General features: G+C 64.1%; 20 protein-coding genes and 1 pseudogene. 12 read left to right on the top strand and 9 right to left on the bottom strand.

The window, feature by feature from the left end:
* Positions 1-45 precede the first annotated feature (45 nt).
* The 4 genes from QJT82_RS22190 to QJT82_RS22175 form a co-directional block, all read right to left on the bottom strand.
* Positions 46-1,437 (bottom strand): CmpA/NrtA family ABC transporter substrate-binding protein, encoded by a 1,392-nt coding sequence (locus tag QJT82_RS22190; protein ID WP_028339873.1) that lies wholly within the window; start codon positions 1,435-1,437, stop codon positions 46-48.
* Positions 1,438-1,543: 106 nt separating this feature from the next.
* Positions 1,544-2,422, bottom strand: coding sequence for a sulfurtransferase (locus tag QJT82_RS22185; RefSeq protein WP_028339872.1), 879 nt, complete (start codon positions 2,420-2,422; stop codon positions 1,544-1,546).
* Between the two features lie 125 nt (positions 2,423-2,547).
* A complete protein-coding gene (locus QJT82_RS22180) occupies positions 2,548-3,675 on the bottom strand; it encodes an acyl-CoA dehydrogenase family protein (RefSeq protein WP_028339871.1) in 1,128 nt (375 codons plus the stop codon).
* Between the two features lie 36 nt (positions 3,676-3,711).
* Entirely contained in the window at positions 3,712-4,254 is a 543-nt protein-coding gene (locus QJT82_RS22175) for an OsmC family protein (RefSeq protein ID WP_028339870.1), read from the bottom strand.
* A gap of 267 nt (positions 4,255-4,521) precedes the next feature.
* Between QJT82_RS22175 and QJT82_RS22170 the strand changes: the two genes are divergently transcribed.
* Entirely contained in the window at positions 4,522-5,187 is a 666-nt protein-coding gene (locus QJT82_RS22170; protein ID WP_028339869.1) for a TetR/AcrR family transcriptional regulator, read from the top strand.
* Between the two features lie 158 nt (positions 5,188-5,345).
* Entirely contained in the window at positions 5,346-6,563 is a 1,218-nt protein-coding gene (locus QJT82_RS22165; RefSeq protein WP_028339868.1) for a GGDEF domain-containing protein, read from the top strand.
* 24 nt (positions 6,564-6,587) lie between these two features.
* On the opposite strand, the gene QJT82_RS22160 is transcribed toward QJT82_RS22165, so the two are convergent.
* Both QJT82_RS22160 and QJT82_RS22155 read right to left on the bottom strand, forming a co-directional pair.
* A complete protein-coding gene (locus QJT82_RS22160) occupies positions 6,588-7,316 on the bottom strand; it encodes an SDR family oxidoreductase (protein ID WP_028339867.1) in 729 nt (242 codons plus the stop codon).
* A 101-nt stretch (positions 7,317-7,417) separates the two neighbouring features.
* Positions 7,418-8,308, bottom strand: coding sequence for a LysR family transcriptional regulator (locus QJT82_RS22155; protein ID WP_028339866.1), 891 nt, complete (start codon positions 8,306-8,308; stop codon positions 7,418-7,420).
* A gap of 92 nt (positions 8,309-8,400) precedes the next feature.
* Between QJT82_RS22155 and QJT82_RS22150 the strand changes: the two genes are divergently transcribed.
* From QJT82_RS22150 to QJT82_RS22140, 4 genes and pseudogenes are all read left to right on the top strand, one after another.
* The gene (locus QJT82_RS22150) at positions 8,401-8,856 is read left to right on the top strand and encodes a PACE efflux transporter (protein ID WP_155258420.1); all 456 of its coding nucleotides are present in this window, start codon (positions 8,401-8,403) and stop codon (positions 8,854-8,856) included.
* A gap of 29 nt (positions 8,857-8,885) precedes the next feature.
* Positions 8,886-9,176: pseudogene (locus QJT82_RS45620) on the top strand (hypothetical protein); the annotation flags it as partial.
* Positions 9,163-10,329: an ABC transporter substrate-binding protein gene (locus tag QJT82_RS22145; RefSeq protein WP_348652648.1), complete on the top strand. Its 1,167-nt coding sequence runs from the start codon at positions 9,163-9,165 to the stop codon at positions 10,327-10,329. The pseudogene QJT82_RS45620 and the gene QJT82_RS22145, both read left to right, overlap by 14 nt.
* 279 nt (positions 10,330-10,608) lie before the next feature.
* Positions 10,609-12,054 carry a PAS domain-containing protein gene (locus QJT82_RS22140; protein ID WP_196238139.1) on the top strand — a complete coding sequence of 482 codons (1,446 nt, stop codon included), beginning with the start codon at positions 10,609-10,611 and terminating at the stop codon, positions 12,052-12,054.
* Between the two features lie 66 nt (positions 12,055-12,120).
* Here the strand turns inward: QJT82_RS22140 and QJT82_RS22135 are convergent, their stop codons facing one another.
* Positions 12,121-12,567 (bottom strand): nuclear transport factor 2 family protein, encoded by a 447-nt coding sequence (locus tag QJT82_RS22135; protein ID WP_028339863.1) that lies wholly within the window; start codon positions 12,565-12,567, stop codon positions 12,121-12,123.
* Positions 12,568-12,763: 196 nt separating this feature from the next.
* On the opposite strand from QJT82_RS22135, the gene QJT82_RS22130 reads away from it, so the two are divergent.
* The 3 genes from QJT82_RS22130 (at position 12,764) to QJT82_RS22120 (ending at position 14,880) form a co-directional block, all read left to right on the top strand.
* Positions 12,764-13,456: a glutathione S-transferase C-terminal domain-containing protein gene (locus tag QJT82_RS22130; RefSeq protein ID WP_028339862.1), complete on the top strand. Its 693-nt coding sequence runs from the start codon at positions 12,764-12,766 to the stop codon at positions 13,454-13,456.
* Between the two features lie 173 nt (positions 13,457-13,629).
* Positions 13,630-13,869: a hypothetical protein gene (locus QJT82_RS22125; protein WP_155258411.1), complete on the top strand. Its 240-nt coding sequence runs from the start codon at positions 13,630-13,632 to the stop codon at positions 13,867-13,869.
* A 165-nt stretch (positions 13,870-14,034) separates the two neighbouring features.
* Positions 14,035-14,880, top strand: a complete 846-nt coding sequence (locus QJT82_RS22120) for a methyltransferase domain-containing protein (RefSeq protein WP_028339861.1) — start codon at positions 14,035-14,037, stop codon at positions 14,878-14,880.
* Positions 14,881-15,244: 364 nt separating this feature from the next.
* Here the strand turns inward: QJT82_RS22120 and QJT82_RS22115 are convergent, their stop codons facing one another.
* Entirely contained in the window at positions 15,245-16,444 is a 1,200-nt protein-coding gene (locus QJT82_RS22115) for a TrmJ/YjtD family RNA methyltransferase (RefSeq protein WP_028339860.1), read from the bottom strand.
* A gap of 312 nt (positions 16,445-16,756) precedes the next feature.
* Between QJT82_RS22115 and QJT82_RS22110 the strand changes: the two genes are divergently transcribed.
* The 3 genes from QJT82_RS22110 (at position 16,757) to QJT82_RS22100 (ending at position 20,362) form a co-directional block, all read left to right on the top strand.
* Positions 16,757-18,484 (top strand): alpha/beta hydrolase, encoded by a 1,728-nt coding sequence (locus QJT82_RS22110; protein WP_259242417.1) that lies wholly within the window; start codon positions 16,757-16,759, stop codon positions 18,482-18,484.
* 126 nt (positions 18,485-18,610) lie between these two features.
* Positions 18,611-19,825 carry an NADP-dependent isocitrate dehydrogenase gene (locus tag QJT82_RS22105; protein ID WP_016848511.1) on the top strand — a complete coding sequence of 405 codons (1,215 nt, stop codon included), beginning with the start codon at positions 18,611-18,613 and terminating at the stop codon, positions 19,823-19,825.
* Positions 19,826-19,861: 36 nt separating this feature from the next.
* Positions 19,862-20,362 (top strand): DUF3455 domain-containing protein, encoded by a 501-nt coding sequence (locus QJT82_RS22100; protein WP_051447783.1) that lies wholly within the window; start codon positions 19,862-19,864, stop codon positions 20,360-20,362.
* A 93-nt stretch (positions 20,363-20,455) separates the two neighbouring features.
* On the opposite strand, the gene QJT82_RS22095 is transcribed toward QJT82_RS22100, so the two are convergent.
* Positions 20,456-21,706, bottom strand: coding sequence for a cyclic nucleotide-gated ion channel (locus QJT82_RS22095; protein WP_028339857.1), 1,251 nt, complete (start codon positions 21,704-21,706; stop codon positions 20,456-20,458).
* Between the last annotated feature and the right edge of the window lie 2 nt (positions 21,707-21,708).

The following is a 21,708-nucleotide window of genomic DNA, read 5'->3' as shown; positions in this document are numbered from 1 at the left end:
GTCCCGGCCTTCGCCGGGACGACGTGGATAGGTTGGTGCGCGCCCTCACGACGATTTCCTGATCTTGAAGCTCGCGAGATAATCGTCGGGCTTGGCCGGATCGAAGCTCTTGCCCATCACCGAGAACGACTTGTACGAGGTGGCGGGTGGCGCGAGCCCCATCTCGGCCATCACCTTCTTGGTATCGGTGGCGAGATAGACCTGCTCAGCGACCGCCTTGTAGTCGACGTCGCCCTTGATCTGGCCCCAGCGCTTCATCTGCGTCAGCATCCACACCGCAAAGGACTGCCAGGGGAACGGGTCGAAGTCGACGCGCTTCGGATCGGTCTTCACGCCGCCGAGCCCGTCGGCATAGGTGCCGGTCAGCACCTGCTCCAGCACCGTCACCGGCGCGTTGATGTAGTTGGCCGGCGCAATCGCTTCCGCGATCTGCTTGCGGTTCTCGGCCTTCGCCGCGTAGCCGGTGGCATCCACGATCGCGCGAGTCAGCGCCGCGAAGGAATTCGGCGCCGTCGTGATGAACTCGCGGCTGGCGGCAAAGCTGCAGCAGGGATGGCCGTCCCAGATCTCCTTGGACAGGATGTGCAGGAAGCCGACCCCGTCATAGATCGCGCGCTGGCAGATATTGTCGGGCGCGAGGAAACCGTCGATATTGTCGGCGCGCAGATTGGCGACCATCTCCGGCGGCGGCACCGAGCGGAGCTGCACGTCGGTATCCGGATCGAGCCCATGCTCGGCGAGGTAATAGCGCAGCAGATAATTGTGCATGGAGTAGTCGAACGGAATGGCGAACTTCATGCCCTTCCAGTCCTTCGGATCGCGCCTGTCCTTGTGCTTCATCGCCAGCGTGATGCCCTGTCCGTTGATGTTCTCGATCGCAGGGACCGTGAACGGTATGGCGTTGGCGCCAAGGCCGAGCGAGATCGCGATCGGCATCGGCGCCAGCATGTGGGCGGCGTCGTATTCCTTGTTGATGGTCTTGTCGCGAATGACCGCCCAGCCGGCGGTCTTCACCACCTCGACGTTGAGGTCCTGCTTGGTATAGAAGCCGAGCGGCGCCGCCATGATGATCGGGGTCGCGCAGGTGATCGGAATGAAGCCGACCTTGAGGTCCTTCTTCTCCGGCGGCCCGGCGTCGGCGAACGCCTCTGTCGCCGTCTTCAGCGGGAAGAACTGTGACAGCGCGGCGAGCGCCGTCGCGGCGCCAACCGATTTCAGGAAGGCGCGGCGCGCGACATCCTGCGGAAACACCGCCCGCATCACCGCCGACGCGACGATGCCTTCGTAACGCTTCTGTTCGCTGAGATCGCCGACCGGCTCGCAGCGCAGCGTGCGCGCGGCCTGCTCATGCTCGGCGGCTGAGCGATGCCAGCCGCAGGCGCAACCCGATCGCGCGAGCACGCGGTCGGCGTCGAAGGGATCATCTGACGTGGACATGCTGCGCCCCATTGTCGCACCGAAACGCAGAGAGCTCCGCGATCCGGTTCATTGATCGGCGTCCGGCCGCGTTTTGCGCCGCCGGACACCAACAAACATGCAGGTTCTATGCCGCCTTGCCGGTGACGACGGGCGCGGTCGGCAAGCCCTCATCGATCGGCAGCGACGGGTCGCGCGACCACTCGTTCCAGGAGCCGAAGTACATCCGCACGTCCTTGACGCCGGCGTTCTTCAGCGCCAGGAAGGTGTTCGAGGCGCGCGCACCCTTGAAGCAGTAGAGATAGACCGGCGTGGTCTGCGAGATGCCGACGGTAGCGCACTCCGCCAGGATCTCATCCTTCGACTTGAAGCGCGGGCCCTCGGCGGTCGGTTTCATCATGCGGTACCATTCCAGCCACACCGCACCGGGGATGCGGCCCTTGCGCGGGCAGAAATCCTTGCCGTAGGGCGAGGAGCTTTCGCCGATCCACTCGTCGACGTCGCGCACGTCGAGGATCGCAACGCCGGGCTTGCCGACCGCCGCCAGCACCGCCTTGGCGTCGATCATGATGTCGCCGGCCTCCGGCACGATCGCAAAGGAGGTCTTCGCCGGCGCCGCAACGTCGGTGGTCACCGGCAGGTCGGCCGCCTTCCAGGCATCGAAGCCGCCATGCAGCACCTTCACCTTGGGATAGCCCAGCATCGTCAGAAGATAGTAGCCGCGGCAGGATTGGCCGAAGCCGGAATTCATCGACTGCTCGTAGATCACGGCGGTCTCCTTGCCGGAGAGGCCGGCGGCACCGAACGCATCCGCGAACTTGCTCTTCAGCTCGTGGATGCCTTCCGGCGTCGAGGTCGCAAGGAACGTGAAGATGTCATGCACATTGACGGCACCGGGCAAATGGCCGGCCGCATAGGCATCCGGATTCCGCGTGTCGATGATGACACACGGGTCTTTCTTGACGAGCTCGGCAAGTTCGCCGGAGGTGATCAGAACGTCCGTCATGGCAGCCTCTCCTGTCTGTGGTTGCAGTTGTGGTGGTCCCGAACTTGTTTGAGCATGATCTCCGCGCAAACGCGTTCCGCGTTTGTCGCGAGGGAAAACCGGTTTCCACTTTTCCGGATCATGCTTCAGCCGTCCGCCAGCATCTTGCGCAGCTGCTTGGTGGCGGGCGTGACGATGGCGACGAAATAGGCCTCGCGCAGCCTGCGCTGGGCGCGGTGGCTCATCAGATAGCCGCGCGCGCCACAATGGAGCATCGCGGCATGTGCGAATGCGACGCTGGCATCGCCGATCCGCAGCCGCAGTGCGACGACGCGGCGCCAGTAGCTGTCATCGGCATTGTAGGGATCGCTTGCCAGCGCCATCGCCTCCTTCTCGAACTCGGCATAGAGCTCGCGGAATTGCAGCGGCTGTTGGGGCAGATAGCGGTTGACGTGTCCGAGCGGCGCATGGACCTCGTCCATGATGTTGATGCAGTCCTTCATCAGCCCAAGACCCATGCCAGCCTGCAACAGGATGAAGCCGGCGCGGATTTTCTTGACGAACGGCGCAGCTGGCTCGGCCAGGATCAGTTCGTCCGGCACGAACACGTCGCGAAACTGGACGCCATAGGTACCGGTGCCGTCCATCGCCAGGAACGGCTTGCAGGGCGTCAGCGTGATCGCGGGATCGGAGCAGTCGGCGAGGAACATCACGGTGCTGCCCGGCTCGCCCTTGGTGCCCTCGTCCTCGCGCTCGAAGATCGTGCCGAAGTAATGGCCGGGCCCGAGGTTCGACACCCAGGGCAGCGCACCGCGGACGATGTAGCCGCCCTCGACCTTGCGGCCCTTCAGCTTCAGCCGCTCGATGCCGAAGAAACTCTTCATCGGGTTGGAGAGCCCGGTGCCGCCGAGCACGCGCCCGCGCGAGAAGCAGTCACCGAAGCGCGCGGCGAGCTTCATGTTGGTGGAGTTGGCGACGTACCAGACCAGCGTGTTCTGGCACCACGCCATGAAGGCGGTGGCGCCGCAGACCTCGCCAAGCGCGGCCATCGACTGGATGGCCCAGCGCAGGTCGGCAGGACCTTCCTGCGGCACATGGCTGCTCCAGGCGCCGACCTTGCCGAGCCGGTGCAGGAATTCGCCGGGATAGACCGAGCCGGCATCGACCGCGGCTGCGATCGGCGCCAGCTCCTGACGGGCAAGGCGGGCAACCTCGTCCGCAATGGTCGGTGCGGGATCTTGAGCTGCGACCCGCGACAAAGCCAGTGAACCCATGGATGATCTCCGCACCTTGAATTGCCGGTCGGGCGTTTACGCGCTGACCTCGAGATTGACGGGACGGGTGAAGGTGTTGGCGACCGGCGACCACTTCTTCACATGCGCCACCAGCGCGTCGATCTCGGCCTGCGAGACCCCCTCGCACTCCATGTCGACCTTGACGCGGACGTCGGTGAAGCCGACCGGCTTCTCGCTGACGTCGCCGGTGCCCCACACCGCGGTGATGTTGAGATCGCCCTCGAGCTCGAGCTCGAGCTTGTTGACGATCCAGCCGCGATGCACGGCGTTGGCGTGCAGGCCGACAGCGAGGCAGGAGCCGAGCGCGGCGAGCGAGGCCTCGGAGGGATTGGGCGCGGTGTCGTCGCCGAGCAGGCCCGGCGGCTCGTCGACGATGTAGGGCGCGAGGTTGCGGATGTAGTTGGCGTGGCGGAACTTGCCCTCGGCCACCGTCTTGCACTTCAAGGTCTTGATCAGCTTCGGGTTGGCCTTGCCATTGGCAATCAGCTGCTCGAGCCCGCCTCTGTCGATCGGCGCGAGGCAGCCGGTCAGTGCGGTTTTCTGGGCGACAGCGGTCATCAGTTTTCTCCCTGGGAGCGATGGAATTGGTCAGGATACCGAACGGTCTGTTTCCTGCACGAAGCGTGCCAGTCCTCCGCCAAATCAAAAGGCGAAATTCCGCAGGCGCTTAGCTGCGCCTGCCTGCGGATTGATCAGCGCGCGGCTGCTCAAACGCGGTGCATCTGCCGCGCTGCCGCGATTATTTTGAGCGCAGGACGGCACACATGCCCGCCCCCGTGAAGATGCGACTTGATGATTCTGCCGCGCTCCGATTTACTGCCGCGCATGGCCAAATCGCTTGCGAAGAAAAAAACCGCCGCGGCGTTCACCGCCGGCGACGATGAATCGGCGCGCGGGCGCCTGCTGAACGCCGCAACCCATCTGTTCTGCAAGAACGGCATCAACGCCACCGGCATCGATGCGATCATCGACGAGGCCGGAACCGCGAAGACGACGCTCTACAAGCTGTTCGGCTCGAAGACCAACCTCGTGCATGCGGTGCTGGAGAGCGAAGGCCGGCAGTGGCGCGAATGGTTCATCGGCGCGATCGAGGCCGGCGGCGGCGATCCGCAGACCAAGTTGTCGCGGATCTTCCCTGCCCTGAAGACCTGGTTCGCAGAGGAGCGCTTCTACGGCTGCCCCTTCATCAACGCGGTCGCCGAGCACGACAAGGACGCCAAGCAGTTCCGCAACATCGCGCTGAAGCACAAGAAGGTGGTGCTGGCGCATATCGAGAAGCTCGCCGGCGAAATGGGCGCGGCCGAGCCGGCCGTGCTCGCGCACCAGCTCGCGCTGCTGATCGACGGCGCCATCGTCGCCGCGATGGTGTCGTGCGATCCCACGGTCGCCGACACCGCGGGCCTTGCCGCCAGCAATCTGCTCGCGCCGGCCAAGATCAAGAAGGCGAAGCGCGCGGGCCGCGAGGCAGAGCAACAGCTTCTCGCCGTGTAACGCAACGGCCGCATCGCGACCTCCCGCGTCGGTATTTCTGCGACGCGATCGCCTCCGAGTTTACCTGCCGTCAATCACGCCGCGCGATCCGCCCCGACCTTAAACGCCTGTTAGGTCCGGCCGGGTCAGTTGCGAGGTGAAAGTACGAGGCAAGAACAATGCAGTCCGAAAAAGGACGATACAGCCAGCCGCGCTGGGGCGTGACGCGCTGGCTCGCCGACGCCGGACCAGGCGTGCCCGACGACATCCGCGCGGCGCTGATCGGGGATCTCTACGGCTCGTTGCCGGTGTTCGCGGCCGGCGCGGTCAACACGGTCGCCGTCGCGGCCGTGATTGCGATCCGCGAGCCGACCGCGCCGTTCATCACCTGGGTCATCCTCGAACTCGTCATCTGCCTCTCGCGACTGGCGGTGCTGGTGGCTGCGCATCGCGCGGCGCGCGAGCGGCGGCCGACGCCGACCGATCTGCACCTCGTCCTTGCGGTCGCCTGGAGCGCCAGCGTCGGCTTCGGCATCCTGATCAGCCTCGCAAGCGGCGACTGGGTGGTTGCGATGCTGGCCTCGCTGTCGGCGGCGGCGATGGTCGGCGGCATCTGCTTCCGCAACTTCAGCGCGCCGCGCCTGGCCGGCACCATGATCCTGCTCAGCCTCGGCCCGATCGTGCCCGGGGCGGCACTGGCCGGCGAGCCGCTGCTGTTCATCGTGTTCCTGCAAGTGCCGATGTATCTCGCGGCGATGACGGTCGCGGCCTTCCGCCTCAACAAGATGCTGATCGCAACGATGCGCGCCGAGCGCGAGAACGGCCATCTTGCCCATCACGATACCCTGACCGGCCTGCGCAATCGCGCCGGCTTCGTCGCCGCGCTGAACGCGAAGCTCGCGGCCCCGGCTGGAGATAGCGGGCCGTTCGCGCTGTTGTTCCTCGACCTCGACAATTTCAAGCCGGTCAACGACACCTATGGCCATGCGGCCGGCGACCAGGTGCTGATGCTGGCCGCCGAGCGGCTGCGGCGCGCCCTGCCCGAGACCGCGGTGATCGCGCGGCTCGGCGGCGATGAATTCGTAGTGCTGGCGAACGGCGTCACCGCCGAGCAGGCACTCGCCGTCGGTCATCGCATCATCCAGACCGTCACGATGCCCTACCGGCTCGCCGACGGCATCTTCGCAAAGGTCGGCGTCAGTGTCGGTGTCGCTGTTTCGCCCGAGCACGGTACCGAGGCCGAGGAGCTCCTGGCCGTTGCCGATACCGCGCTCTATGAGGCCAAATCCGACGGCAAGGCGCAGTGCCGTCTGGCGTCCGTCGCCACCAATGTCGCGGCGCTGCGCCGGCTGACGAAGAAGGACCCCGCGCCGGCCCTCGATCGCGGCGCCGCCTGAGACGACGTCCGGCAGAAATGCGCCCTACAGATCGAAGTTCGTCGGCAGCATCACGACGTCGCGGATGGTCATGCCGCGCGGCCTGGTCAGCATGAACATCACGACCTCGGCGACCTCGCTCGCTTCCAGCAGGCTGCCCGCCGCCTTGGCCTCCTCCAGCTTCTCCGCCGGCCAGTCCGCAAGCAGCGCGCTGATCACGGGCCCCGGCGAGATCGAGCCGACGCGGATGCCGTGCTGGAACACCTGGCGCCGCACCGTCTGGACGAAGCAGTTGATCGCCCATTTCGACGAGGCATAGACCGGCTCCCATGGCGTCGGGAAATGCGCGGCGAGCGAGCTCGTCACGATGATGTCGCCGGTCGCCCGCGCGATCATGTGCGGCAGCACGTCGTGCACGTTTTTCATCACGACGTTGACGTTGAGGTTCAGCATCCGGTCGATCGCACTCGTATCCGCATCGACGAGGTCGCCGCCGACATAGATGCCGGCATTGGCATGCAGGATGTCGAGCTGGCCGGTCTTCTCGAGCACCCGCGGCAGCAGCGTGGCGCAGGCCTTCGGGTCGAGCAGGTCGATCACCAGCGGGATCACGGCATCGCCATGCCTGGCGGCGAGCGCCTGCAGCGCGGCGGCGTCGCGGTCGATCATCACCACGCGCGCGCCGGCCGCCAGCATCGCCTCGCTGCTGGCCAGTCCGATGCCCGACGCCGCTCCGGTCACGGCCGCGACCTTACCTTCCAATTGCTTCGCCATCGTCTCCACCCTGTCAGGTCCGTGCAGCACCTATCGCAACACATCATGGTCGCGATGTCAGCTCACCATGCGATGAGCAACTCCACGTTTGTCTGATCCCGTCACATGCGCAGCATGGGCGGCCGCGTAGCGAAACGGCGGCGCAGCCATTTTGCCGCCGGCCCGGCCGGCCGCTGCTTGTGCCAGACCACTTCTAGCGCGACGGGATGTGCGCCCTCGTCGAATTCCAGTTCGGGAATGGCGAGCTCATCGGCAACCTGCGAGCTCGCCATGATGTGCGCCGGAATCAGCGCCCAGCCGACGCCCTGCTTGAGGATCTGCAGGATCACCCAATGGCTCTCGACCCACCACACCTCGGCTGCGACACGCAATCGATGCCGCTCGGTGCCTTCGTTGCGCACCGTGACCATGATCTGGCGATGCCGCTTCAGCTCCTCCCAATCCACCCGGCCATGCGCCAGCGGATGGTTCTTGCCGCAAACCAGCTGCAGCGGCACCCAGCCGATGGTCTTGAAGCCGAGCTCTGGCGGCAGGTGCTCCTGCCGCCACATCACGCCGACATCGGCCTTGCCGTCGAGCACGAGACGGCTGACGTCCTCCATGATCGGAAACAGCAATTCCAGCTCGACATGGGGAAAACGCCCGGCGAATTCCGCGAACAGCTCGCCTACCGCGCTCTCCGGATAGAGCTCGTCGATCGCCACCACCAGGCGCTTCTCGACATGGGCCTCGAAACTGCTGGCGACACCGATCAGGTGCTCGCGGCGATCGAGGATCAGTTTTGCTTCCGGCAACAGCCGCGCCCCTGCCTCGGTCAGCACCGGATTGCGGCCGGCGCGGTCGAACAGCGCGATGCCGAGACCGGCCTCCAGATTGGCGACATGCGTGCTGACCGCTGATTGCGCCTTCTTCAAAAGCCGCGCCGCGCCGGAGAACGAGCCCTGCTCGGCCGCCGCCACGAAGGATTCGAGCTGGTCCATGGAAACGGACATCTATCTCTTTTCCAGATAATACCTAACTTTGTTATGGCACAATATCAGATAGAAACCCGGTCGCAACGACAAGAAAGGGTTTCAAAATGTCTATGCGTTCCTTCTCCGACCGGGTCAGGCACGCAGTCCTGTTCGAACTGATCGGTATCGCCATCTTCACGCCGGCGGCCGCCTGGCTGTTCAATCAGCCGGTCGCCCATATGGGCGTCATCGGAATCGTCTCGGCCACGGTAGCGACGGTCTGGAACTTGCTGTTCAATCTCGGCTTCGACCACGCGCTGGTCCGCGTCACCGGCCGTATCGCCAAGACGATGCCGATCCGCGTCGCGCACGCGATGCTGTTCGAGGCCGGCCTGATCGTGCTGCTGATCCCGTTCGTCGCCTGGTATCTCGGCGTCTCGCTGTGGGCGGCGCTGATGATGGATATCTCCATCGTCGCGTTCTATCTGGTCTACGCGTTCGCCTTTAACATCGCCTACGATCGCGTGTTTCCGGTGCGCGAGCTCGACGCGCACGATCGCGCGGCGAACCGGGCTCTGGCGGCCTGATCGATCTCGGCGTCGGCGCGGCGGATCATGTGATCTGCCGCGCCGCTCCGGACCCTGACACCGCGCGAATATTTCCGGCGATAGCGACTGCACACAAGTTCTGCCGCGCCTCACTCATAGACTGGTTTGATCCGGCTGAAGCACTATGGAATGCTTCAAGCCGACATGCCCGTCAGAGGCTGCCAACCGGCCAACAATGCCAAAACGGCCAACAACAAGAAACGGAGGACGACAATGCCAAGGAACCGTTCATCCCGGCTCACACGCCGTGATCTCATCAAGGGCACTGCTGCCACGTCGGCCACGCTGCTGCTCGGCACGCCCGCCATTGCCAAGGGCAAGGCGGAGGGCAAGACCGAAATCGTGATCGGCAACATCGACGCCTATTCGGGACCGGCTGCGGTCTATTCGTCGATCGGCCGCACGCCCGGCGGCTATTTCAAGATGATCAACGAGCAAGGCGGCATCAACGGCCGCATGATCAAATACATCACCTATGACGACGCCTACAGCCCGGCCAAGACAGTGGAACAGGCGCGCAAGCTGGTCGAAGGCGACGAGATCGACGTGCTGTTTGCGCCGCTCGGCGCGCCGACCAATGCGGCGATCATGAAGTACATGAACCAGAAGAAGGTCCCGCACCTCTTCATCGCTTCCGGCGCGACCAAGTTCGGCGACTACAAGAATTTCCCCTACACCATGGGTTTCCAGCCCTGCTACCAGATCGAGGGCCGCGCCTTCGCGCAGCATGTGCTGTCGACACAGAACGATCCCAAGATCGGCATCGTCTACCAGAACGATGATTTCGGCCGCGACGTGTTGAAGGGTTTCAAGGACGGACTTGGCGCCAGGACGTCCGCGATCGTGGCGGAGCTGTCCTATGAGACCGCCGATCCGACCATCGACAGCCAGGTGGTCCGCTGCAAATCCGCCGGCGCCAACGTGTTCATGAGCATGACCACGCCGAAATTCGCCGCCCAAGGCATCAAGAAGATCGCCGAGCTCGGCTGGCAGCCGGCACACTACATCGGCAACAACGCCTCCTCCGCCGGCTCGACGCTGAAGGCCGCGGGCTTCGACGTCTCCAAGGGGATCATTTCGAGCGCCTATCTGAAGGATCCCGTCGACGCCGCCTGGGACAACGATCCCGCCATCCAGAAATGGCGCGCCTTCCTCGACAAATACGATCCGGCGGCGGCCAAGAACGACATCTACGCCGTCACCGGCTATCTCACCAGCCAGATCCTGGTTCAGGTGCTCAAGCAATGCGGCGACGACGTCTCGTCCGAAAGCATCATCAAGCAGGCGGCCAATCTGAAGGATTTCGAATCCGACATGCTGTTGCCCGGCATCCGGATCAACACCTCGCCATCAGACTATTATCCGCTCGAGCAGTTGCAACTGGTGCGCTTCAGCGGCGAGCGCTACGAGCCGATGGGACCGGTGATCGACGGCGGGATCTCGAAGGCCTGACCGTCCGAAGCGTGCACCGCTGGCGTCGGCTTCCGATGGCAAAGCGGAAGCCGCCCGGCTTGGGCGTCATCGGCGGCTCATGACCCGAACCGGATATTGCCCGAATAACCATTGTTAGCTCATTTGGCTCAACTGGCTCAGTTGACTAAGGGAGTGGCAGGAGAACGCGGCTCTTGTCTCCGGTCGCAAAGTCCTGTTTGCTTCAATGCAATGAGCACCACTCGCGAGACGAGTCCCAGCGGCAAATGTCAAACTGACTTCCTGCCGAGCGGGAGCGAATTGAGTGCGCTCATTCGCGCGCTCGATTGGTCCACGACCAGTTTGGGACCCATTGACGGATGGCCTGCACATCTCAAGAGCGCGGTCAGCCTCATGCTGCCTGCCAACGCACAAATCGTGCTGTTCTGGGGCGCGGACTTCGTGGCCCTCTACAACGACGCCTACGCACCGACCATCGGTGAGAAGCATCCAAGGGCACTTGGGCGGCCCGCGCGAGAGAACTGGGCGGAGCTTTGGGACGATCTTGAACCTCTGCTAAGGCGCGTCCTCGACACTGGTGAGACCGTATTCGCCAAGGATCGTCCATTCTACATCGAGCGGCACGGCTATCCGGAGAACGTCTATTTCGACATCTCCTATTCCCCGGTTCGGAACGAGGCGGGCGACATAGGCGGCGTCCTCTGCATCGTGAACGAGACAACTGAACGGGTTGTGGCACAGCGCGAACTGGCCAGAGCGGAGAAACGGCTCACCCAAGCGCTAAGTGCCGCCGGCATGATAGGCACGTTCGACTGGCATGTGCCGACGGACACGTTCTATTCGGATGCGTATTTCGCACAAATGTTCTCAGTCGATCCCGCCAAGGGCGAGAAAGGCGCACCTTTGTCGGAATATGTCGCGGGCATCCATCCGGAGGACGTGGAGCGGACTACTGCGGCCGTGAGTCTCGCGGTCGCCACCGGAGAAAAGTACATCCAGGAATACCGGCTGCTCCACAAAGACGGAACCATCCGCTGGGTCGAGGCGCGCGGCGAATGCCTGAGAGACGCGAACGGCGAGCTTACCAACTTCGTCGGTGTCGTGGTGGACATCACCACTCAGAAGGAAGCGCAAGAGCATCAACGGTTGCTTGCGCGAGAGGCGAACCACCGGGTGAAAAACCTGTTCGCGATCTTCCACGGCATCATTAGCCTTAGTGCTCGATCAGCTCGAACGCCGCAAGAAATGGCACATTCGCTTCGCGGGCGGCTGGATGCCCTCATGCGGGCCAAGGACCTTATACGTCCGGGGATCATGGGTACGGAGGCGCATAGCGAACGGACGACGGTGGACGAGGTCGTGCGAACCGTCATGCAACCCTATGACGACGGCTCGCGCGACCGCATCATGATCGGCGGCCCCGATGTGCCTGTAGGCGTGATGGCCGTAACGAGCTTCGCCCTTGCGCTGCACGAAATCGCGACGAATGCAGCCAAATACGGGGCACTCTCGGAGCCGAGCGGGGCGATCCGTATCAAATGGGAGACCCAAGGCGGCGACTTGCATTTTGAGTGGGATGAGACCGGCGGGCCCATGATTGCCGCCCCGCCGCAAGCCGCCGGCTTTGGCAGCGTACTCACGGAACGCAGTATTGCTGGTCAGCTCGGGGGCAAGATCGAATACGACTGGCGGCAGAACGGCCTCAAGATAAGGATCAAGGCTCCTTTGGATCGCCTTGGGGTTTGAGGACAGAAAGGGACGAGAAACCGCGCGCCGAAGCGCGCGGCGGTATCGAACAAGGGGATGCCCCTCCTACTTCGGAGGCGGCGGTTTGGGCATTGCCGACAGCAAGCGAATTTTAAGCTTGCCTCCCTCGGTCACGTAAGTTGCCGTCCAGATGCCCCCTGTCTCGATAGGCGCGCCGCTTTGGTTCTTGCCCGAGATGCGATACCCGCCGATGGCGAGCGCCATGTCCGAGCCGACCGGCCATGCCTGGTCCACCGTGATTTCCTCATGGTCGAACCCGGCCTTGAAGGCGCCTTGATAAAACTCCGCAATGTCGGAGCGCGGCCCCGCGGGATTCACGTGGATGCCGCCGGTCGCGAACAGCGCGGCAATTCCTGCGCCATCCTGCTTGTTGAAACTCGCCGCATATTCGGAAGCAATCCCTTCGACCTTTTGCTTTGGATCACCGTCCGCGGCCATTGCCGACAACGAAAAGACGAGCAGGAATAGGCATGAGAAGCACGTCCGCAGCATCGCAATTCCTCCCTGAAAATATTTGTTATCAAAAAAATGGCCCGACCCGGGACCAGGACGGCAATAAGACATCAACTACGGATTGTAGGCAATCGTTTCAGGCGTTGCGACGCAACACGCGGCCTTAACTGCCTGGCATTTCCAGCTGACCAATTCTGAGATAGCCTGCACCCGCCCTTGAACGTGACGAGCCGCCATGCTCACGCTCTATTCCTATCCGCCGCTGTTCGGCGTCGCCGACAACAATGGCTATGGCCTGAAGGTATTCGCTTTCCTGAAGCTCGCCGGCGTGCCGTTCCGGCACGAGCACATCTTCGATGCGTCAAAGGCGCCGCGCCAGCAACTGCCCTATATCGTTGATGGCGACGACACTGTCGGCGACAGCGAGACTATCCTCGCCTATGTCACCGGAAAATATGGCGTGACGCTGGATGCAGCGCTGACGCCGGCGCAGCGCACGACCAACCTCCTCGTCACGCGGACGCTCGACGATCTCTACTGGGTGATGTCCTATTCGCGCTGGCAGGATGAGCGCTACTGGCCCCAGTTCCGCGATGCGCTCAAGCGCGAACATCCGGGCCTCACCGACGACGGGTTGATGAAGGCCAAGGAGTTCAATGCCCGGCGCTATTACTACCAGGGCATCGGCCGCTTCGAGCCCGACGCTGCGATGGCCCGCGGGCTCGCCGATCTTGCCGCACTGGCGAGCCTGATCCCGAGCCGTGGCTATGTGCATGGCGACAAACCGACGACCGTCGATGCCGGCATCTATGGCTTCGTGGCCAACATCTACTTCTACGACATCCAGACGCCGTTGAAGGACTTCGTGGTCTCGCATGACGTACTGGTACAACATTGCCGCGCCATCCACGCGGCAGTGAGCAAGTGAGCCGGGGCCAACTCGACCTCTAACTCGCAATAGTAACCTTCGCGGCCGGGAGCGAACTGGCCGTTGCTCGGGCGTAGGTGGATATATCTGCGCTGGCGTGTCGCAGCCGGCCTCTCACAAACAGATCGATTCCAGGGTAGTATCCCGTCCCTGCGCTAACTGCGGAGCCGATCATGGCTTCAAAACTGTCTTCGGGCATTTTCGCATTAGTCCTCGTTGGAGCAGCAGTGCTTTTGATTGCAGGTCCGCCACCTGCATGGGGCCTGCTGTTGCTCGGCTCCTTCGCACTGGCGGCGCTCTACATCGTCGCGAGAATGAGGTCGCGCTACGATCCGCTCGATCCACGCTTTGGCAGCTGCATCCCTCCGATGTCCAGGCCGAAAGGCAGCGGCGGCAATGACTCCACCACCTGAGCGCCGTCCAGCATCATCGATCAGATGCGGATCGTGCGAAGACGTCCTGATAGCCTGAAGCCGACATGGGAAGCGCGTCGGCTGCAGTTCGCATTCCATTTGGAATTTTTGCAGTTTGTTTCAGACGACACTCCGTCGGATTTTCAGCACCAGGAGATTGATCCAATGCAGACGCCTATCGCAAACCCTCGAGGAGCAGAGTTTTGGAACAGCACCATGGGGCACTCATGGGTTTCGCAGCAAGCCGTGATCAGCGATGTCTTCACGTCGGTCACCAGCGTCAGCTTGGGTGCTGCGGCGGCAAAACCGGGTGATCATGTAATCGATATCGGATGCGGCACCGGTGACACACTGTTGGCGTTCGCCAGGATTGTTGGTCCGTCAGGTGCTGTGTTGGGTGTCGATATCTCGGTCCCGATGCTGGATCTGGCCAGGCATCGTGTCGCCGAGGCGGGACTTGGCAACGTCACCTGTGCGCTGGCCGACGCAACGATCTACGGCTTCGAACCGCGCTGGGCGGATCTGGTGTATTCGCGCTTTGGCCTGATGTTCTTCGATGACCCGGTCAAGGCCTTCACCAACATCCGCAGCGGCATGAAGGCGAGCGGGCGGCTGGTGTTCGTCTGTTTTCGCACCATGCCGGAGTCGCCGTGGTTTCGCGTGCCGATCGAGGCGGCACGACCGCACGTGCCGCCTCAGCCGCCGCTCGATCCATTGGCGCCTGGGATGTTTTCGTTCGCGCGCGAGGAACGCGTTCGCGGCATCCTGACCGAGGCTGGGTTTCACGAGATTGCACTGAAGGCCATTGACGTGCCGATCCATGGCGGCGACATCGCGCAAAGCATGGCCTTCATCACGCAGGCCGGCCCGCTGCCTACGCTGCTCGAGAATGCCACGGACGATCAACGTCATCGCGCCATAGAAGCGGTACGCAACGCGCTCGCCGCAAGCATCGGAGCCGATGGGCGCGACCTGCATGTGGGTCTGTGGCTCGTGTCGGCACTGGCCTAGCGAGATGCTGCCTTCCGGATTGTGAAGGCAGATATCACGCCATCCGCGCCGCGCCTGTGGTCGGCACTCGGCTTTCCCTTCGCCCTCTGTAATCAGAGCGGCGAAACGAAGAGCAAAGCTCGGGCGAAGCGCGTCGCGAGAACGCGTATGTGTGACTCACCGGCCGCGCAACAAACACAGTGTCGTCCCTGCGAAAGCAGGGACCCATTACCCCAAATCTCAATTGTTGCGCGACGCTGCGGCCACGATCCCTTTCACAATCCAATGCGGTGGTTATGGGTCCTGGCTTTCGCCAGGACGACGTGTGGAAAGAGTCGCTTACTCGAATCCCGTTCTTGCTCCGCGGACAGAGCGATTGCGTAAGCTAACGCCCCTGCCGCAGCCCCGCCTCCAGCCGCGCGAGCTCGCCGTCGAGGTCGCGCTCGACATCGGCCACCTGCATGTCGACCACCCGATAGTCGCGCGCCTCGAGCCAGGCTCTGCGCTTGGCGCGGTCGGCTCCGATGGCCTCGCTCTCGTTCGGGTTGACCAGTTCGATCGCGAGCCGGTGCACGAAGGAGACGAAGTCGGGGATGTGGCGGCCGACCGGGGTCTGGCGCTTGAACTGGCCGGCGAAGCGGCGGTCCCGTGTCAGCGCCTGCCACAGGATCCGTTCGGCGTCGGTCGGGTTGCGGCGGAGCAGCCGGGCGAGCCCGCGCACGGTGCTGCTGCTGTCGGCGGTCGCGCCACCCTGCCCCTGCTCGGCGAGCAGCGCCCGCAAGCGCGTCGCCTGGGCGCCGTCGAGCACCCCGCCCTTGGCCGGGCCCTTGCGGCCCTCGGCGATCGCCATCACCACCCCATGCAGCGTGTGCATGTCCTGCTTGGTCGGATCCATCCGGGTGAAGATGTTGCGCAGGTTCACCAGCATGGTGTCGCGCTTCTCCGCCGGCCGCAGGAACTCGACCTTGTCGAGCTCGGCGACGAGGTTGTCGAAGAACGCCTGCATCTGGTGCTGGGAGGCCGGCTCGGACCGCTCGGGCATCGCGAACGGCAGCGCGCCCGCGGTCGAGAGCTTGAACCACTCGTAGCCCATCAACAGCACCGCCTGCGCCAGATTGAGCGAAGCGAAGCCTGGATTCACCGGGAAGGTGATGATGCGGTTGGCGAGCGCGACCTCCTCATTGGTCAGGCCGGCGCGCTCGCGCCCGAACAGGATGCCGGCGCCGCCGCCGGATGCGACATGACCGACGATCTCACCCGCCGCGCCTTCCGGCCCGACCACCGGCTTGGCCTGGTCGTGGGCCCGGGCGGTGGTCGCAAACACCAGCGTGAGATCGGCGATCGCCTGCTCGACCGTGTCGAACAGCTCGACGGAACCGATGATGTGGTCGGCGCCGGCGGCCGCGCGCTGGGCGGCAATGTTCGGCCAGCCGTCGCGCGGGTTGACGATGCGCATCCTCGACAGCGCGAAGTTGCCCATCGCGCGCGCGGCCATGCCGATGTTCTCGCCAAGCTGCGGCTCGACCAGGATGACGACGGGACCGGCAAGGTCGTGCCCTGCCTTGGTCTTGTCGGTGCCGGACATCTCGCTTCACTTTCTGATTCAACGTCTGAAGATTTTGAATCAGCTTCCAAAGCGGCTGATTCAAAATCTCAAGCAGGGGCCCAAGACCGCATCGACCAGCTTTGCACCGGTTTTGCGCGAGACCATTTTCTCCAAGGAGATAACAGGGTTAGCGGCGTTTGCGAATCCTCAATCGGAGTCCCAATCGCACGAAGCGAAGGCTGCCGCTTGCGCACTTGGCCTTCGGATAGGCTATCAACCACAACCAAAGCGAAGCTGTAAAGGCACGCTTGAGACGCCGGTTGAACGGCGAGGCACCTTGGGGGGACGACGATGCTGGGCAGATGGACGCTGGCGATTGTGGGCCTGATCTTGATCGTGGCGGGGGGCCTGCTCGCCCACTTCACGCAGATCGCCGGCGGCATCCGGATCGAGGATGTGCGCTTCAAGGGCGCCAAGGGCAATACCATGAGCGCCCTGCTCTACATCCCACCGAATGCCACGCCGCAGATTCCGGCGCCCGGCATCCTCGCCGTCCACGGCTATATCAATTCGCGCGAGACCCAGGACGGCTTCGCCATCGAGTTCGCCCGCCGCGGCTACGTGGTGCTCGCGCTCGACCAGACCGGCCACGGCTATAGCGACCCGCCCTCCTTCGCCAACGGTTTTGGCGGACCTGACGGCCTCGCCTATCTGCGAAGCCTCCAATTCGTCGACAAGGAGAATATCGGGCTCGAGGGCCATTCGATGGGCGGCTGGACGGTTCTCGCCGCCGCGGCAGCGATGCCCAACGACTACAAGTCGATGGTGCTGGAGGGCTCGTCCACCGGCAAGCCGTTCGCCGCCGAGGGCACGGCGAACTGGCCGCGCAACACCGCGCTGGTGTTCGCGCAGTACGAGGAATTCCCCGACCTGATGTGGGGCGTCCAGCTCGCGCGCGACGTCACCAAGAGCCCAAAGCTCTGGGCGCTGTTCGGCACGCAGGGCGCGGTCGAGCCGGGCAAGGTCTATGGCGATCCGGCCAACGGCACCGCCCGGGTGCTGTACACCCCGGCGATGACCCATCCGGCCGAGCACATCTCGCATGAGGCGATCGGCTACAGCCTCGACTGGTTCGCCAAGACATTGAAGGGCGGCACCTCGCGGCCGGTCGACGACCAGATCTGGTTCCGCAAGGAGATCGGCACGCTCATCGCCCTCATCGGTTTCATTGCCCTGGTCATCGGGACGTTCGACGGGCTGCTGGAAGCCAGGATGTTCTCCCGGCTGCGGCTGCCGGCGGTTGCCGACGGCACGATGCCGCCGCATCAGGCCGCGAGCGGCCGGCGCTGGACCACGGCGTTCATCCTGTCCGCCTTCATCCCGGCGCTGACCTATTACCCGGCCTTTGCGCTGGGCGGCACCTTCGTCACCCCGAGCGCGTTCCTGCCGCAGGGCATCACCAACCAGATCCTGGTCTGGGCCATCATCAACGGCCTGATCACGCTCGCCCTGATGCGGTTCGCCCCGAAGCGCACCAGCCGGACCGGCCTCGTCGGTCAATCCGTCGTGATCGCGCTGGCTTCGGTCGCGGTCGGCTATGCCGCGCTGTGGCTCGCCGACCTCGCCTTCAAGATCGACTTCCGCTTCTGGATCGTCGCACTCAAGTTGATGAGCGCGAAGCAGTTCCTCATCTTCCTGATCTATCTGATTCCGTTCACGGCGTTTTTCGTCGTGGCGCTGCACGTGCTGCACCGGAATTTCTCGACCATGGATGCGCCGCGCGGGGCGCTGTACCTGACCAACATCCTGGCGCTGACGTTCGGTTTCATCGTGTTGCTGGTGCTGCAATACGGCACGCTGTGGCTGACGGGGAAGCTGTTCAACCCGGTCCCGGACCCCGGCTTCGTGCCGCTCTCGACCATCGTCGCGATCCAGTTCGTGCCGCTGCTCGCGATCGTCGCCGTGATCGCGACCTTCACCTGGCGGCGGACCGGATCGAGTCTGCCGGGCGCCCTGATCGCGGGCCTGTTCGTGACCTGGTACATCGTCGCGGGGACGGCCACTCAGGTCCCATTTTAGGTGAAAAGATGGGCTGAAAGTGCATAACCCCTCCGCTTCCGCCCGCCCCCGGGCGGTGCTATAGCGCAGGCATCTTTTCCACCCCCGCCGTCAAAAGCGCGCCGTTCCCAAGAGGGCCTCCCCGTCATGGCAAAAATCAAGGTATCCAACCCCGTCGTCGAGCTCGATGGCGACGAGATGACCCGGATCATCTGGCAGTACATCAAGGACAAGCTGATCAACCCGTTTCTGGATGTCGAACTGCTCTATTTCGATCTGGGCATGGAATACCGCGATGAGACCAACGACCAGGTGACCATCGACGCCGCCGAAGCCATCAAGAAGGTCGGCGTCGGCGTCAAATGCGCCACCATCACCCCCGACGAGGCCCGGGTGAAGGAATTCGGCCTGAAGCAGATGTGGAAGTCGCCGAACGGCACCATCCGCAACATCCTCGGCGGCTGCATCTTCCGCGAGCCGATCATCTGCAAGAACGTGCCGCGCCTGGTTCCCGGCTGGACCAAGCCGATCATCATCGGCCGTCACGCCTACGGCGACCAGTACCGCGCCACCGACATCAAGTTCCCCGGCAAGGGCACGCTGTCGCTAAAGTTCGTCGGCGAGGACGGCACCGTGATCGAGAAGGAAGTGTTCAAGGCGCCCGGCGCCGGCGTCGCGATGGAGATGTACAATCTCGACGACTCCATCACCGATTTCGCCCGCGCCTCGTTCAACTACGGCCTGATGCGCAACTACCCGGTCTATCTGTCGACCAAGAACACGATTCTGAAGGTCTATGACGGCCGCTTCAAGGACATCTTCCAGGACGTCTTCGACCGCGAGTTCAAGAAGGAATTCGACGCCAAGGGCCTGACCTACGAGCACCGCCTGATCGACGACATGGTGGCCTCGGCGCTGAAATGGTCCGGCGGCTATGTCTGGGCCTGCAAGAACTATGACGGCGACGTGCAGTCCGACACCGTGGCCCAGGGCTACGGCTCGCTCGGCCTGATGACCTCGGTGCTGCTCACCCCGGACGGCAAGACCGTGGAAGCCGAGGCCGCCCACGGCACCGTGACCCGCCACTACCGCGAGCACCAGAAGGGCAAGGAGACCTCGACCAACTCGATCGCGTCGATCTTCGCCTGGACCCGTGGCCTCGCCCATCGCGCCAAGCTCGACAACAACGAGGCGCTGGCGAAGTTCGCCACCACCCTGGAGAAGGTCTGCGTCGCCACCGTCGAGGAGGGCTACATGACCAAGGACCTCGCGCTCCTGGTCGGCGCCGACCAGCGCTGGCTCTCGACCACCGGCTTCCTCGACAAGGTGTCCGACAACCTCGTGAAGGCGATCGCGGCCTGAGGCCGTCATCCCGGGAAGACAGGTGCGAGCATGACCATGGCCCTTGTCAGAGCCGTCGTGCTCGCATCGTTCTCGCTCACCGGGTCGGCGGCATTCGCTGCCGATCCGCTGCCCGACGCCGTCGCGGCGCCCGGCGAGTCCCCGGTTCTGTCGGTCCATGCCGAGGGCGTGCAGGTCTATGAGTGCAAGCCGGTCACCGACGGCAAGCTCGCCTGGTCGTTCCGCGAACCGGTCGCCACCCTGATTGCCGACGGCCGCACGGTCGGCCGGCATTACGCGGGTCCGAACTGGGAGCATGTCGACGGCAGCGCCGTGACCGCCCGCACCGCCGGCAGCGCACCCGGCGCAACGCCTTCCGACATTGCCTGGCTGAAGCTCGACGTGATTGCCCATCGCGGCAACGGCCTGCTCTCCAGCGTCGCAACCGTGCAGCGGATCAACACCTCGGGCGGTGAGCTCAGCGGGGCCTGCGACAAATCAGGCGCGCTGAAGGGCGCGGCATATTCGGCGGATTACGTGTTCCTGCGACGGGACTAAGCGTTTTCGAGCGAAGTGGATACCGGTTCGCGTGAAGAAAACGCGTCAAACGAAGAATCAAGAGCCTCGTTCCGATTCAATCGGAATGAGGTTCTAGTCGCGGATGCCGCCGTCGGTCTCGCGCGGCGCCTGGGCGATCTCTGCGGCGGCCAGGTCGCCACCGGCCGCGAGCGGATCGGCAAGCCGCGCCTCGGCGGTCTCCCGGACATGCGCGGCGAGCGCCGGCATGCGCTCGATCAGGGCATGGAAGTCCTGCGCATCGAGCACCAGGAGCTTGGTCTTGCGCGTCGCCGTCACCGTGCCGGAGCGGCTGGTTCGCCGCAGCAGCGCGATCTCGCCGAAGAACGCGCCGTCGGCAAGCCGCACAAGCTGGCTCGGCAGGTCGATCTCGACCTCGCCCGCGGTGATGAAATACATCGATGACGCCGCATCGCCGCGCCGCACCAGCACCTCGCCGGCCTCGATGGTCTGCGACCGCAATAGCCGCATGATGTCGGAAATATCGGCGGCGCCAAGATGCGAGAACAGCGGCACCCGCGCCAGCATGCCCCAGGTCACGACGAAGTCGCGGCGCCGGACCTCGTCGGCGAACGCAGTCGAGATGATCGCGACCGGCAGCGCGATCATCGCGAAGCCGACCACGATCGCGACCACCGTGACGGTCCGGCCGAGCGGCGTAATCGGGATGACGTCGCCGTAACCGACGGTGCCGAGCGTCACGATCGCCCACCACATCGCCTGCGGCATGGTGCCGAACTTGTCCGGCTGCACTTTGTGCTCGATGGCATAGAGCAGCGAGGCGAACAGCAGCACCGCGCCGGTCAGGATCACGACGCAGCCGAACAGCGTGCGCCGCTCGGCATGCAGCGCCGCCAGCAGCGAGCGCATCGCGGTCGAGTAGCGCACCAGCTTGAGGAACGGCAGCATGCCGAACAGCACCAGCGCGGTCTTGTCGCCGATCGCAAGCGCGATGGCCGACGGCAGGAAGGCGAGCAGGTCGATCACGCCGAGCGCCGAGAAGGCGTATTCCAGTCGCGCCCGCGCCGGCGTCATGTCGCGCAGCGAGTGGCCGACCACGCTCCAGAGCCGCGCGGCATATTCCAGCGCGAAGGCGATGACCGCCACGATCTCGATGGTCGTCAGCAGCCAGCCGAACTGCGCGTCGATCTCGGGCACGGAGGCCAGAATCGCCGCCAGCACGTCGACGGCGATGATGGCGACGATGACCCGGGCAAACCGCAAGCCGCCCGAATGCGGCAGATCATCGCGTTCGAGCAGCTCGTAGAGACGGTCGCGCAGCCCGGGATCGCTGATCGTGGGCTTGAGCGGAGCCGTCGCCACGATCA

The organism is Bradyrhizobium sp. Mp19 (assembly GCF_029952935.1).
Lineage (GTDB): Bacteria > Pseudomonadota > Alphaproteobacteria > Rhizobiales > Xanthobacteraceae > Bradyrhizobium > Bradyrhizobium elkanii.
The sequence above is the reverse complement of the archived record's forward strand: the minus strand, read 5'-3'. Positions and strand labels throughout refer to the sequence as shown.